The sequence below is a fragment of the Rhizobium sp. CFBP 13644 genome (genome assembly GCF_014842165.1).
In the GTDB taxonomy this organism is placed as follows: Bacteria; Pseudomonadota; Alphaproteobacteria; order Rhizobiales; family Rhizobiaceae; genus Agrobacterium; species Agrobacterium tumefaciens_C.
The window spans coordinates 12,911-26,631 of the sequence record NZ_JACYVF010000008.1 but is presented as its reverse complement, the minus strand read 5'-3'; the positions used below and the strand labels follow the sequence as shown (position 1 = coordinate 26,631).

The 13,721-nt window shown below is 56.8% G+C and carries 13 protein-coding genes; 8 read left to right on the top strand and 5 right to left on the bottom strand.

Features of this window, described 5'->3' with window-relative positions; genetic code table 11:
- Positions 1 to 43: 43 nt before the first annotated feature.
- The gene (gene hfq / locus IFT53_RS18190; protein WP_003496145.1) at positions 44 to 286 is read left to right on the top strand and encodes an RNA chaperone Hfq; all 243 of its coding nucleotides are present in this window, start codon (positions 44 to 46) and stop codon (positions 284 to 286) included.
- A 198-nt stretch (positions 287 to 484) separates the two neighbouring features.
- Positions 485 to 1,813, top strand: coding sequence for a GTPase HflX (gene hflX, locus IFT53_RS18185; RefSeq protein ID WP_042619743.1), 1,329 nt, complete (start codon positions 485 to 487; stop codon positions 1,811 to 1,813).
- Between the two features lie 48 nt (positions 1,814 to 1,861).
- Here the strand turns inward: hflX and mazG are convergent, their stop codons facing one another.
- Both mazG and IFT53_RS18175 read right to left on the bottom strand, forming a co-directional pair.
- On the bottom strand, positions 1,862 to 2,698 hold the full coding sequence (mazG, locus tag IFT53_RS18180) for a nucleoside triphosphate pyrophosphohydrolase (protein WP_042619442.1): 837 nt from the start codon (positions 2,696 to 2,698) through the stop codon (positions 1,862 to 1,864).
- 20 nt (positions 2,699 to 2,718) lie between these two features.
- Positions 2,719 to 3,306 carry a deaminase gene (locus tag IFT53_RS18175; RefSeq protein WP_192066713.1) on the bottom strand — a complete coding sequence of 196 codons (588 nt, stop codon included), beginning with the start codon at positions 3,304 to 3,306 and terminating at the stop codon, positions 2,719 to 2,721.
- Positions 3,307 to 3,539: 233 nt separating this feature from the next.
- Here IFT53_RS18175 and cysG point away from each other — a divergent pair, with 233 nt between their 5' ends.
- The 5 genes from cysG to IFT53_RS18150 all read left to right on the top strand — a co-directional run bounded on the left by cysG (position 3,540) and on the right by IFT53_RS18150 (position 8,460).
- The gene (gene cysG / locus IFT53_RS18170) at positions 3,540 to 5,000 is read left to right on the top strand and encodes a siroheme synthase CysG (protein ID WP_192066982.1); all 1,461 of its coding nucleotides are present in this window, start codon (positions 3,540 to 3,542) and stop codon (positions 4,998 to 5,000) included.
- Positions 4,993 to 5,307 carry a DUF2849 domain-containing protein gene (locus IFT53_RS18165; protein WP_042619443.1) on the top strand — a complete coding sequence of 105 codons (315 nt, stop codon included), beginning with the start codon at positions 4,993 to 4,995 and terminating at the stop codon, positions 5,305 to 5,307. Before cysG ends, IFT53_RS18165 begins: the two co-directional genes overlap by 8 nt.
- A gap of 8 nt (positions 5,308 to 5,315) precedes the next feature.
- Entirely contained in the window at positions 5,316 to 6,986 is a 1,671-nt protein-coding gene (locus tag IFT53_RS18160; protein ID WP_192066711.1) for a nitrite/sulfite reductase, read from the top strand.
- A gap of 11 nt (positions 6,987 to 6,997) precedes the next feature.
- The gene (locus IFT53_RS18155; protein ID WP_192066709.1) at positions 6,998 to 7,504 is read left to right on the top strand and encodes a DUF934 domain-containing protein; all 507 of its coding nucleotides are present in this window, start codon (positions 6,998 to 7,000) and stop codon (positions 7,502 to 7,504) included.
- A 143-nt stretch (positions 7,505 to 7,647) separates the two neighbouring features.
- Positions 7,648 to 8,460 carry a ferredoxin--NADP reductase gene (locus IFT53_RS18150; RefSeq protein ID WP_192066707.1) on the top strand — a complete coding sequence of 271 codons (813 nt, stop codon included), beginning with the start codon at positions 7,648 to 7,650 and terminating at the stop codon, positions 8,458 to 8,460.
- 52 nt (positions 8,461 to 8,512) lie between these two features.
- Here IFT53_RS18150 and IFT53_RS18145 read toward each other — a convergent pair whose 3' ends face one another.
- Complete coding sequence (locus IFT53_RS18145; protein WP_192066706.1) at positions 8,513 to 9,784, bottom strand: MFS transporter; 1,272 nt, start codon at positions 9,782 to 9,784, stop codon at positions 8,513 to 8,515.
- 135 nt (positions 9,785 to 9,919) lie between these two features.
- Here IFT53_RS18145 and IFT53_RS18140 point away from each other — a divergent pair, with 135 nt between their 5' ends.
- Positions 9,920 to 10,429, top strand: coding sequence for a hypothetical protein (locus tag IFT53_RS18140; RefSeq protein ID WP_446737692.1), 510 nt, complete (start codon positions 9,920 to 9,922; stop codon positions 10,427 to 10,429).
- Between the two features lie 61 nt (positions 10,430 to 10,490).
- Here the strand turns inward: IFT53_RS18140 and gcvP are convergent, their stop codons facing one another.
- Both gcvP and gcvH read right to left on the bottom strand, forming a co-directional pair.
- Positions 10,491 to 13,355 (bottom strand): aminomethyl-transferring glycine dehydrogenase, encoded by a 2,865-nt coding sequence (gene gcvP / locus IFT53_RS18135; protein ID WP_192066702.1) that lies wholly within the window; start codon positions 13,353 to 13,355, stop codon positions 10,491 to 10,493.
- Positions 13,355 to 13,717, bottom strand: coding sequence for a glycine cleavage system protein GcvH (gcvH, locus tag IFT53_RS18130; protein ID WP_192066701.1), 363 nt, complete (start codon positions 13,715 to 13,717; stop codon positions 13,355 to 13,357). The genes gcvP and gcvH overlap by 1 nt, the downstream gene beginning before the upstream one ends.
- Positions 13,718 to 13,721 lie beyond the last annotated feature (4 nt).

Below are 13,721 nucleotides of genomic sequence, written 5' to 3'. Positions count from 1 at the left end.
TTTCCCGGTCTCCCATCCGGGCAAGAAAGAAAGAATCGGCGCCATGGCGGAACGTTCTCAAAACCTGCAAGATCTGTTTCTCAATACCGTTCGCAAGCAAAAGATCTCGTTGACCATTTTCTTGATCAACGGCGTCAAACTGACCGGTGTTGTTACATCCTTCGACAATTTCTGCGTTCTTCTTCGTCGTGACGGGCATTCTCAACTTGTCTACAAGCATGCAATCTCGACGATCATGCCGGGGCAACCCATGCAGATGTTCGAATCGGAAGAGGGTGCCGCGTAACGGCAAAGGCGATCTGATCGTCATCCACCTCATGAGTTGATGGACAACGGAACCTTAGCCGGGGACCGTTGTTTTCTATGACATGCGCCGGACATTTCCGTCGCGCTACGGCAGATAATGAAAAGGTGCGGGCTCATTTCAACACGCGACACATCCAACGAATCCATCATCCCGGAACTCGAAAAGCACCGGGACGATATGCGTGCTGTGGTGATTATCCCGGTTTTGAAACAGGGACGGCAGCCGAAAGAAGCCTCGGCAACAACTGCCCCTCGCACCATGGAAGCCAAGCTTGAGGAAGCCAAGGGCCTCGCTCTGGCCATTGATCTCCATATTACTCAAGGCCTTATCGTTCCGGTCAATCAGCCGAAGCCTGGAACCTTGTTCGGCAGCGGCAAGATAGAGGAAATCAAGCAGCTTCTAAATGAAACGGACGCAGGTCTCGTTATCATCGACCATCCTTTGACGCCGGTGCAGCAGCGCAATCTTGAAAAAGAATGGAACGCTAAGGTCATTGATCGCACCGGTCTTATCCTTGAAATTTTTGGTCGTCGCGCATCCACAAAAGAAGGAACGCTGCAGGTTGATCTCGCCCATCTGAATTATCAGAAGGGTCGTCTGGTCAGAAGCTGGACCCACCTTGAACGTCAGCGCGGTGGTGCGGGCTTCATGGGCGGTCCCGGTGAAACGCAGATCGAGGCCGACCGCCGTTTGCTGCAAGACAAGATCGTCAAGCTGGAGCGCGAGTTGGAGCAGGTGGTGCGTACGCGCCAGCTCCACCGCGCCAAGCGCCGCAAAGTGCCTCACCCCATCGTCGCGCTCGTCGGTTATACCAATGCTGGCAAGTCCACGCTGTTCAACCGCATTACTGGTGCAGGGGTTCTGGCTGAGGACATGCTGTTTGCCACGCTGGACCCGACACTGCGCCGCATGAAGCTGCCGCACGGCCGCACAGTCATCATGTCAGACACGGTTGGATTTATTTCCGACCTGCCCACCCATCTTGTGGCCGCCTTCCGTGCGACCCTGGAAGAGGTGCTGGAGGCAGACCTTATCCTGCACATCCGTGATATGTCAGACCCTGACAATGCTGCGCAATCGGGCGACGTGCTGCGTATTCTGAATGATCTGGGCATTGATGATAAGGTCGCTGACGAGCGGATCATCGAGGTATGGAACAAGGTTGATCGGCTGGAGCCGGAAGCGCACGACGCTATCATGCACAAAGCCGAAGGACGGAACAATGTTCGCGCCGTGTCGGCCATCACGGGTGAGGGCGTTGATAGCCTGATGGACGAGATTTCTCGTCGCCTGTCCGGCGTTCTCCTGCCAATGACCGCCACGCTGAGCGTCGAGCAGTTGCACCAGCTTTCCTGGGTCTATGACAATGCCATCGTTGATTCTCGTGAGGATAACGAGGACGGTTCAGTGACGCTTGATCTGCGCCTTTCAGACGCCCTGTGGCAAGAGCTTGAAAGACGCACCGGCAAGGGCCAGAAACCTGCCGAGGATGATTGGCAGCGCTGAGGTGCTGGAAAAATGGGGGACCTCGCAAACGCGAGATCCCTTCAATCATCACTTTGATAATGTGCGCTCGATAGCTTTTGCCGATTGCCACAGTTCTTCCATACGTTCCAGCGTCGCTGCCTCCAGCGTTTCTCCGCTTTCCGTCAAAGATGTCTCTATGTGGTGAAAGCGGCGACGGAACTTTGTGTTGGTGCCGCGCAGCGCGTTTTCCGGGTCTGCCTTCACATGTCGACCGATGTTGACGAGGGCGAATATGAGATCGCCCAGTTCATCGGCAACCCTGTCCGGCTTTCCTTGCGCGAGTGCCTCGCGCAACTCGCGCACTTCTTCCTCGATCTTGTCGAGGATCGGCTCCGGCTCCGACCAATCAAAGCCAACGCGTGCGGCTTGCTCTTGAAGTTTCAAAGCTTCCGTTAGCGCTGGCTGCGTGCGTGCAACGCTACCCAGAAATCCTGCTTTGAAATCACCGGTAATGCCGTGTGCGAGGCGGCGCTCGGCGCGCTCCTGCTTTTCCTGTTTCTTGATGGCATCCCACTGAATCTTGACGGATTCCGCCGTGTCTGCGCCAGAGACCGCGAAAACGTGGGGATGGCGTCGGATCATCTTTGTGGTGACCGCTTGGACGACATCACCGAAAGAAAACGCGCCCATTTCTTCTGCTATACGTGAGTGGAAAACCACCTGCAACAACAGGTCGCCCAGTTCTTCGCAGAGGTCGTCCATGTCGTTACGCTCAATCGCGTCAGCAACCTCGTAGGCTTCCTCGACCGTATAGGGCTTGATGGTCTCGAACGTCTGGACGATGTCCCAAGGGCATCCGGTCTGGGGATTGCGTAACGCTTCCATGATCTCGATGAGACGGGAAATATCCTTCGAGGCTTCCATGTGACTGCTTTCTGCGGTTTTCAATTCAGGGGAATGTTGTTGTCATCTTTCGACGACTGATAGTCTGATGAGAGAGCGTCGTATGCCGCTTTGATACGGGCTGTCTGATCCTTTAGGCGGGAACGAAGAGGCTCGGCTTCGGACTCGACAAGGTCGGCAATGAAGTACGAGTTCCAGAACGCGTTGCTGCGCCTGTAGCCGCCCGGCTCAAGCCCGAAAACTTCCTTGAGGATTTTCAAGTCATGCGGAATGGCGAAGGCATCGCGGGAATCCTCATGGCTGAAAAAGGAGTAGAAGTTATCAAAGCCCGCCCAGGTAATCGCCGACATACACATGGTGCACGGTTCGTGCGTCGACAGAAAGATGAGGTCTTTCGTGTCAGGCTTTTCTCCCAATTCGTGGAAGCGTTTCAGCGTGTGGACTTCGCCGTGCCACAGCGGGTTCTCCAGCTCATTGTTGGTTTCCGCAACAACCAGCGAAAGATCAGACTTTCGCAGAATCGCTGCACCAAACACCTTGTTGCCAAGCGCAACACCCTTTGACGTGAGGGGGAGAATGTCGTTCTCGATGACATCGAGCAAGCGGGACGCTATCGTGTGTTTGGTCAAGTTCGTGATCCTGTTCGATTGATGCCTAACGATTGGACGCTTTGGTCCGAATCTGCTGAAAAAAGATACGGATGGGTGCGCGAAATGTGTGGGATTACAACAGCGTGACACATTCGATGCGTCGGTTTGTTTTCCTCCAAATCAACGCTTGCCCAGAAATAATAATCTACTGCACTATGGCAAGGGAATTTCTGTACCTTCAATCCTGACGCCGGATCGGACATATTATGAGCATGCTTAAGACCGCTTCAGATAGGGCTGACCACCGGCTTACGACTTTTCCCGCTTTTTTCAAGGTGGACAAGCGTCCTGTCGCGGTTTTTGGAAATGGCGATGAGGCCTATGCCAAGGTGCGCCTGCTGCTGAATACCAGCGCTGATATCCGCGCTTTTGCCGATGCGCCGCAGGATGACTACGCGGCACTGCTCGGCCAAGGCAAGGTTTCCCACCACCCGCTTCCATTCTCGCCAGAGCTTGTGGACGGCATGGTGCTGGTTTTCGCGGCAACGGGCGAAGAAGCGCTCGACCGTGAGATTGTGGATGCCGCGCGCGCCAAAGCGATCCCTGCCAATGCAGTGGATCAGCCCGGCTATTGTGATTTCTATACGCCGGGTCTCGTTTCCCGTGCGCCTCTTGCCGTAGCAATCTGTACCGAGGGGGCAGGGCCTGTGCTGGGCCAGATGGTCCGCGCGCGGATCGACCAGATGCTTGCACCATCGCTCGGGCATTTGCTGCGTCTGGCTGTCGAGTACCGGGATGCGGCGGAACAGAACATCAAGAAGGGCGCACTGCGTCGCAACTTCTGGCGCCGCTTCTTTACTGGCAGCGTCGCCGACTCGGTGGCTTTGAATGATGTGGACGCAGCCAATAAGGCCGCACACCAGCTTCTCGCCAATCCAGAACGGCCGGAGGGTTATGTCTGGCTGGTAGGTGCCGGTCCAGGTGCTGAAGACCTGCTGACATTGCGCGCACAGCGCGTGCTGATGCAGGCCGACGTTATTGTTTACGACGCGCTGGTGCCGCAGGAAATCGTGGATATGGGCCGCAGAGATGCCGAGCGCCTGTCTGTTGGCAAGCGTAAGGGCTGTCATTCCAAATCTCAGTCCGACATCAACAAGCTGCTCGTTTCGCTTGGCGAAGAGGGCAAGCGGGTCGTGCGCCTGAAGTCTGGAGATCCGCTTGTTTACGGTCGTGCGGGCGAGGAGATGGCGGCACTGCGGGAAGCCGGTATCGGCTACGAAATTGTGCCGGGCATCACCTCCGCCTTTGCCGCCGCCGCTGACTTTGAGCTGCCGCTCACGCTGCGCGGCATCGCATCATCGCTGATTTTCACCACGGGCCACGATCTGGCCGGGGATATACTGCCGGATTGGGCTCGACTGGCCGTCTCAGGCGCAACGATTGCCGTTTATATGGGCCGCACTGTGGCGGCATCCGTGGCGACCCGTTTGATGAGCGCCGGTCTCAATGCCGATACAACGGTCGCGGTCATTGAAAATGCCAGCAGGCCTTACCGCCGGCTGATGCACGGTACATTGAAGGATTTGCCGCAACTGGAACACCGCGATGAACTGACTGGTCCGGTCATGGTCATCATTGGTGATGCCGTTGCGGGTGCGAATTTCGAACGGTCCGAAGCGCTGGCCTTTGCCGATGCGCCTTCAGACCTGAAGCAGGAGTATGCAAATGGTTGACAAGGTTCTGACGGCCAACCGTCTCGATGACGGCATTGCGGTATGGCTCAACGCAAACGGTGAGTGGACCGAAGATCTCCAGTCCGCACTTGTTGCCCGCCACGCGGAAGCAGAAGCTTCGCTTGAGCAGATCGGCAAACGCGATTTTTCGGCCAACAAGGTCGTGGATGTCAACATTGTCGACGTGACAGAAGAGAACGGCCAGCTTTGGCCGACACGCCTGCGCGAACGGATCCGCGCAGCAGGGCCAACCATTCATTACGCCACCGGCTTCAAGGCAGCCGACGCAGCATTCATCGCAGTCTGAGGAATACCATGTACCGTTACGACGAGTTCGACCATGCTTTTGTCCAGGGCCGCGTGGAGCAGTTCCGCGACCAGGTAGAACGACGCCTTTCCGGCGAACTGGCCGAGGATGCCTTCAAGCCGTTGCGACTGATGAACGGCGTCTACCTCCAGCTTCATGCCTACATGCTGCGCGTCGCCATTCCCTATGGAACGCTGAATGCGAAGCAGATGCGGATGCTTGCCCATATTGCGCGCAAATATGATCGCGGTTACGGCCACTTCACCACGCGTCAAAACATCCAGTATAACTGGCCCCGCCTTGCCGATACGCCGGATATTCTAGCTGAGCTCTCAAGCGTTGAAATGCACGCCCTTCAGACATCGGGGAACTGTATTCGTAACGTGACGGCCGACCATTTTGCCGGTGCTGCCGCAGATGAGGTGGCCGATCCACGTCCTTACGCTGAAATCCTGCGTCAATGGTCGTCCGTACATCCTGAGTTTTCGTTCCTACCACGTAAGTTCAAGATTGCGGTGACCGGAGCAGAGCGCGACCGTGCCGCCATTCAGGTGCACGACATTGGCCTGCATCTGAAAAAGAATGATGACGGCAAAATCGGCTTCGCAGTCTATGTTGGCGGCGGGCAGGGCAGAACACCGATGATCGCCAAGAAGATCAACGATTTCCTGCCTGAGGAAGATCTGCTGTCCTACACGACCGCGATCATGCGTGTTTACAATCTGCATGGCCGTCGCGACAACAAGTACAAGGCGCGCATCAAGATTTTGGTGCATGAGACAGGAGTCGAAGAGCTGTCGCGTCAGGTGGAAGCCGAGTTCGCACAGCTGAAAAACACTGAACTGAAGCTTCCGGATGCGGATATCGCCGCCATCACATCCTATTTCGCTTTGCCGGATTTGAAGGCGCGCCCCGAAGGTTGGGAGACCCTTGCTCGGTGGAAGAAGGCCGATCCGGATTTCGCCCGTTGGGTGGACCAGAATGTCCAGCCGCATAAGAACCCTGATTACGGCATGGTCACCGTTTCGCTGAAGCCCATCGGTGGCATTCCGGGCGACGCGACCGACGAGCAGATGGAGCTTGTCGCTGATATCGCGGAAGAATATGCGCTGGATGAAATCCGTATCAGCCACGAGCAGAATATTATTCTGCCGCATGTGGCGCTGGCTGATCTTGAGCCGGTCTATCGGGCGCTTGCGGGTGCGGGTCTGGGCACCGCCAATGCCGGGTTGATTACCGATATCATTGCCTGTCCCGGCTTGGATTATTGCGCGCTGGCCAATGCGCGCTCTATTCCAGTGTCTCAGGAAATCTCCAACCGTTTCGGCGCACCAGAGCGTCAGGCCGAAATTGGTGAGTTGAAAATCAAGATTTCCGGCTGCATCAATGCCTGCGGCCACCACCATGTCGGCCATATCGGCCTTTTGGGGGTGGAGAAGAAGGGTGCAGAGCTTTACCAGATCACGCTTGGTGGGTCAGGCGACGAGAACTCGTCCATTGGTGAAATCATCGGGCGTGGTTTTGAGCCAGAGAAGGTGACTGACGCGGTGGAAACCGTTGTCGATACCTATCTTGGTCTGCGCCTGTCCAAGGAGGAGACTTTCCTTCAGGCCTATCGCCGCGTCGGAGCGCAGCCTTTCAAGGAAGCACTCTATCCGACCGCATCTGCAGCCGCATAAGGAACCGTATCATGACAAAGATTTGGAACGAGAGCGGTTTCGTGGATAACGACCCTTGGGTCATCGAAACGGAGGAAGTGAAGGCTGAGGGTGACCAGCATGCGGTGCTCGGTTTCGATGCCTTCATTGCACGCGCAGAGGAAAGCAATGATGTCGGTCTTGGCGTGCTGATTGGCCCCGCCGATGACGTGGAAAAGCTGCGTCCCTTCATTGACCGCATCGGGCTTGTAGCGGTGAGCTTTCCTGCATTCAACGATGGCCGAGGCTTCAGCCACGCTTCGCTGTTGCGTTCGAGATTGGGTTATGACGGTGAGCTTAGAGCCGTGGGCGATGTCTTGATTGACCAGGTTCCGCTCATGCTGCGCACCGGCTTTACCAGCTTTGCTGTGACGAACGAGACGGCCATTCGTCGCCTCTCCGAAAACTGCCTGCCAGCCATCGACGTTTATTACCAGCCGACGGCCAAGCAATCCGAAGGTGGCGAGGCGTATAGCTGGCGCAGCCGCAAGGCGGTCTGAGCCATTGCCAAGCGCGGGGCTTTGATCAATATTTCTACGCGCATGGCTGCAATGAACAAACCTGTACCTTCAATAGTCGGTTCAGATGGTATATTGCCCCACACGAAAGTGTCGCTCACAATTTGAAAATGGATCGATAGAGAATGAACGCTCCAGCCAAGACGGAAGAATTTGCTGCGAAAATCCCTGACGGTGTGTATGCCGAGACGGTTCTGTCGGTCGAACATTATACCGACCACCTGTTCCGTTTCCGCATGACCCGCCCGGCAGGCTTTCGTTTCCGCTCTGGCGAATTTGCCATGATTGGCCTGATGGTTGGTGAAAAGCCCATCTACCGCGCCTATTCGATTGCCAGCCCCGCATGGGACGAGGAACTGGAGTTCTTCTCGATCAAAGTTCCCGATGGTCCGCTGACATCCCATCTTCAGCAGATCAAGCCGGGCGACACAGTGCTGATGCGCAAGAAGCCGACAGGTACGCTGGTTCTGGATGCGCTGACACCGGGCAAGCGTCTCTACATGTTCTCGACGGGCACGGGCATTGCGCCATTTGCAAGCCTCATCCGCGACCCTGAAACCTACGAAAAGTTCGAGGAAGTCATTCTCACGCACACCTGCCGCGATGTTGCCGAATTGCAGTATGGCTTCGACCTTGTTGAAGAAATCAAGAACCACGAATTCCTAAGCGAAATCGTGGGCGACAAGCTGAAGCACTACGCCACAGTCACTCGTGAAGACTATGCGTTCACGGGTCGCATTACCGACCTGATCGAAAACGGCAAGATGTTTACTGACCTTGGCGTGCCGCCGCTGGACCCCGCCATTGACCGCGGGATGATCTGCGGTTCTGCAGCCATGCTGAAAGACACCAAGGTGCTGCTTGAAAAAGCTGGGCTGACCGAAGGTGCCAACAACAAGCCCGCAGAATTCGTTATCGAGCGCGCCTTCGTAGGCTGATGGAACACAGATACTGGAAATTGAAAAGGAGGCCACGGCCTCCTTTTTTGTTTCAAGCCGTCAATTTCTGACCGTCGCCTTTTTGAGCAGGCGCGATGTCATGCCGGTAGACGAAGAAGAGGGCGATCGCGATGGCGGCTATTCCGGCACCCACAAGATGAGATAGCGCGTAGCCGCCCTGTGTGGTCAGCCAGCCAGCGACTCCGTTGCTTAGTGATGCGCCGATGCCTTGCACAGTCATCACGCTGGCGAGGCCCACATTGAACCGTCCAGTACCCTTCAATATGCGCTCCACCGCGATGGGCGTTGCGATACCCAAAAGGCCAGCGCCGATACCATCCAGAAGCTGAACCGGATAGATCACCCAGAAGTCACTGAACGAGGCAGCCAGCAATCCGCGCACGGGCAGGGCAGCAAGGGCGATCACGAACACGACGGAAAGCCCGAAACGTCTGATGAGCCAAGGCGTGATTGCGGCCACGAATATCATCGCCAATTGGGCGACGCCGGTGATGATGGCGGTGGTGCGGAATGGTGTGTTGAGCTCGATGGCGAAGTTTTGCGCGATCAGACGTCCCATCGGTGCATTGCCGAAATGGAAAATGAGGAGAATGATCGACAGGAAAATCAGGCCGCGCTCCTTGAACAGGACTTTGACACCTGATGGCCCCGGCTTGCCCTTATCCTCTCCCAACCCACGGGCCACCTTGTGGTCGATCTTTTTTGGGTCGATGGCCGAGATGGCGATGAGGGTTCCAAGGGCCGTTACGATCATTAGACCAATGACGCCGGAGATGCCGAAAGCTGTAACGGCAAAATAGGTTGCGAACAGCGAGATGAAGTTTCCGCCGTGGTTCCAGAACTCGTTTCTGGAAATCTGCCTTGAGAACAGCTTTTCTCCGACCAAACCCAATGTCAGGCCAGCGAGCGCGGGACCGACAACCGCGCCGACGACAGCTGTCATGATCTGCCCCGTCCAGACCACGGCTTCATTGGTAAAGAGCAGTGTGATCAGTGCACCAATGGTGACGAGAACGACAGGTATCGCGATCAGCGTTCTTTTCCAGGTGGAGCCGTCAACCAACGCGCCGCACAATGGTGTCGCCGCAAGACCAATTAGGCCGCCAACAGTCGCGATCACGCCAAGCTGCATTGCCGACCAGCCATTTGTTGCCAGAAAGGCGTCCAGAAATGGCCCGAGCCCGTCACGTGCATCTGCAAGAAAGAAATTGAGGGCTGCGAGTGCGAAAATCGAGCGATCAGACAGGCCGGTATTGGGCGTTCCGCCAGCGGTGACGCCGCGTTCGGTCGAAAGCAATGACATTGGGGGAACTCCAGATGGATAGGGAAAGCTGGCGTGAAACGCGCGACATCAATTTAGGTTGCTGCTGCTCCATTACGATATGATGACGGAACAATAGGATTTGCAGAGCGTTCGGTCTCCACACACAGAAGGAAGATGCGCATGATCCGCAGGCTGATTTCCACCATAGCACTCTCGACCGCTCTCCTGGCACCACCCGTCATGGCCCAAGAGGCTCAGTTTCTGTCTACGCTGAAAGGAAGCTGGAAGGGTACAGGCACTGTCACAACCAAGATCGGCTCCAGACCGATCAACGTCAACTGCACATTCGATTCGACTACATCGGGGCCATCCCTGCAGATGAACGGCACATGTCGCGGTCTGGTCGTGGTGCGCCGTGCGATTTCAGCGGATATTCGCGCCACTGGTACCCGGTATGGCGGCAACTATGTCGGCCCATCCGGCATCCCATCAGCACTTTCCGGTAGCCGCAGCGGCAATTCCATCAATCTCTCGATCACCTGGAAGCGTGTGATCAACGGTGACAAGGTCGCGGGCATGACCATCACCAAGGTTGGCAATAATGGCCTGCGCCTGCGCACCACTGACAAGGATGGAGCCAATGGGCCAACCGTTGTGACTGCCGATATCAGGCTGACGCGATAGCGACATGTGCATATAACAAAGAAAAGGCCCGGAGCGATCCGAGCCTTTTATCGTTTGAGCCTTACTCAGCCGCCTCGGCGTATTCGCTCATGGGCGGGCATGTGCAGACGAGGTTTCGGTCGCCATAGACGTTATCGACGCGATTGACCGGCGACCAGTATTTGTCCACACGGAACGCGCCCGGCGGGTAGCAGGCCTGCTCGCGGGAATATGGGCGATCCCAGTTTCCAACGAGATCTTCCACCGTATGAGGTGCGTTCTTGAGCGGGTTGTTGGTCTTGTCCGAGCGACCTTCCTCGATATCCCGGGCTTCCTGACGGATGGCCAGCATCGCGTCGCAGAAACGGTCGAGTTCAGCCTTGGGTTCGGACTCGGTCGGCTCGATCATCAGCGTGCCAGCAACCGGCCAGCTCATGGTCGGTGCGTGGAAGCCGCAATCGATGAGACGCTTGGCAACATCGTCAACAGTCACACCGCAGCTATCGGCGAGCGGACGGGTGTCGATGATGCACTCATGCGCAACGCGACCGGCTTCTGACTTGTAGAGCACGTCGTAAGCGCCCTTCAGCCGTGCCGCGATATAGTTTGCATTGAGGATCGCGACCTTCGTTGCCTGCGTCAAACCTTCACCACCCATCATGAGGCAGTAGCTCCAGGAAATCGGTAGGATGGAAGGTGAACCGAACGGAGCAGCCGAAACGGCACCTGAGCGTCCATCGCTTGCGGGATGGCCGGGCAGGTGAGGTGCCAGATGTGCTTTGACGCCAATTGGACCCATGCCAGGACCGCCGCCACCATGTGGAATGCAGAAGGTCTTGTGCAGGTTGAGGTGCGATACGTCTGAGCCAATATCGCCCGGGCGGGAAAGGCCGACCATGGCGTTCATGTTGGCGCCATCCAGATAGACCTGGCCACCATGCGTGTGGGTGATATCGCAGATCTCGCGAACGGTCTCTTCAAACACGCCGTGGGTCGATGGGTACGTGATCATGCAGCACGAGAGGTTATCCGCATACTGCTCTGCTTTTGCACGGAAATCATCAATATCGATGTCGCCGTTTTCACGCACCTTGACCGGTACGACACGCATGCCGACCATCTGCGCGGAGGCAGGGTTGGTGCCATGGGCAGAGGTTGGAATGAGGCACACATCGCGGTGGGCATCGCCGTTTGCGAGGTGGTAGTTGCGGATGGTCAGAAGGCCCGCATATTCGCCCTGCGCGCCGGAATTGGGCTGCATGGAGAACGCATCATAACCCGTCACCTGGCAAAGCTTGGTGGAGAGATCATCGATCATCTCTCTGTAGCCAAGAGCCTGATCGGCTGGCACGAAGGGGTGGATATCCGAAAATTCCGGCCATGTGATCGGCAGCATTTCGGCTGTCGCGTTCAGCTTCATGGTGCAGGAGCCGAGCGGTATCATCGAACGGTCGAGCGCCAGATCGCGGTCCGAAAGGCGGCGGATATAGCGGGTCATCTCGCTTTCGGCGCGGTTCATGTGGAAGATCGGATGCGTCATGTACTGGCTGGTACGCAGCAGATCTTTCGGAAGGCGATAATCCGGCTCGAAATCCGAGATGGAGAAGTTGCCACCGAATGCACGCCAGACGGCTTCCAGCGTGGCAGGGCGCGTGCGCTCATCCAGGCTCATGCCGATCTTTGTCGAGCCGACCTTGCGCAGGTTGACGCCTTCGGCAACCGCTGCCCGCAGGATAAGGGCCTGCAAGTGGCCGACATCGACAGTGATGGTGTCGAAGAAGGTTTCAGGCTCAATGGTGTAGCCAAGCTTTTCCAGACCCTTGGCCATAAGGACGGCCTTCTGGTGGGTCTGCTGGGCAATCGCCTTCAGGCCCTGTGGGCCATGGAAGACGCCGTACATGGACGCCATGACGGCGAGCAGCACCTGCGCGGTGCAGATGTTGGACGTCGCCTTCTCGCGGCGGATATGTTGTTCGCGGGTCTGCAGCGAGAGGCGGTAGGCGCGGTTGCCACGAGCGTCGACGGATACGCCGACGAGGCGACCCGGCATGGAACGCTTGTGCGTATCCTTCACCGCCATATAGGCAGCGTGTGGACCACCGTAACCAACAGGCACGCCGAAGCGCTGCGAGGTGCCGATTGCAATGTCTGCACCCATCTCTCCAGGAGATTTAAGCAATGTCAGGGCCAGAAGGTCGGCCGCAACGGTTGCAATGGCGCCCGTCTGGTGCAGGCGGGAAATCAGCCCGGAGAAATCGCTGACATGACCATGCGTGCCGGGATACTGGAAGATGGCGCCGAAGACGTCGACCGGATCGAGATCCGTGAAGGGATTGCCAACGATGACGTTCCAGCCGAGCGGGGCGGCGCGGGTTTCGATCAGTGCAATGGTCTGCGGGTGGCAGTTGGCATCCACGAAGAAGGACGTTGCTTTTGACTTCGCAACGCGCTGGCACATGGCCATGGCTTCGGCTGCAGCAGTGGCTTCATCCAGAAGCGAGGCATTTGCGACATCAAGCCCGGTCAAATCGGAAATCATCGTCTGGAAATTCAGCAAGGCTTCAAGGCGGCCTTGCGAAATTTCGGGCTGGTAAGGCGTATAGGCTGTGTACCAGGCCGGATTTTCCAGAATATTGCGCTGGATGACCGGCGGCGTGATGGTGCCGTAGTAGCCCTGACCAATCAGCGAGGTCAGAACCTTGTTCTTGTTCGCGGTTTCGCGAAGGCGGTCCAGTGCTTCACGCTCCGTCAGAGCAGGCCCCCAGGCGAGTGGAGCCTCCTGGCGGATGGATGAAGGCACTGTTGCGTCGATAAGGGCATCTAGGCTGTTATAGCCGATGACCTTGAGCATATCCGCCATTTCCGACGGCGACGGGCCGATATGACGCCGATTGGCAAAGTCATAGGGCTGGTAGTCGGTAAAATGGAATTCTGTTGGGGTCGTCATCAGGCAATAAGCTCCTTATAGGCAGCTTCATCCAGCAACGCATCAACGTCAGACGTGTTGGAAAGCTTGAGTTTGAAGAACCAGCCAGCGCCCTGTGGGTCGGAGTTGACGAGCGACGGGTCATCAACGATGGCCTGATTGATCTCAGTGATCTCACCATCCAGCGGACAATAGACGTCGGATGCTGCTTTCACGCTTTCAACGGTTGCGGCATCGCCATCCTTTGCAAAGGTTGCGCCCACTTCCGGCAGTTCAACAAACACCAGATCGCCCAGCTGTTCTGCAGCGTGGGTGGTGATGCCAACAGTGGCGACATCGCCTTCGATCTTCAGCCACTCGTGCTCTTGAGTAAATTTCAGCATTGGT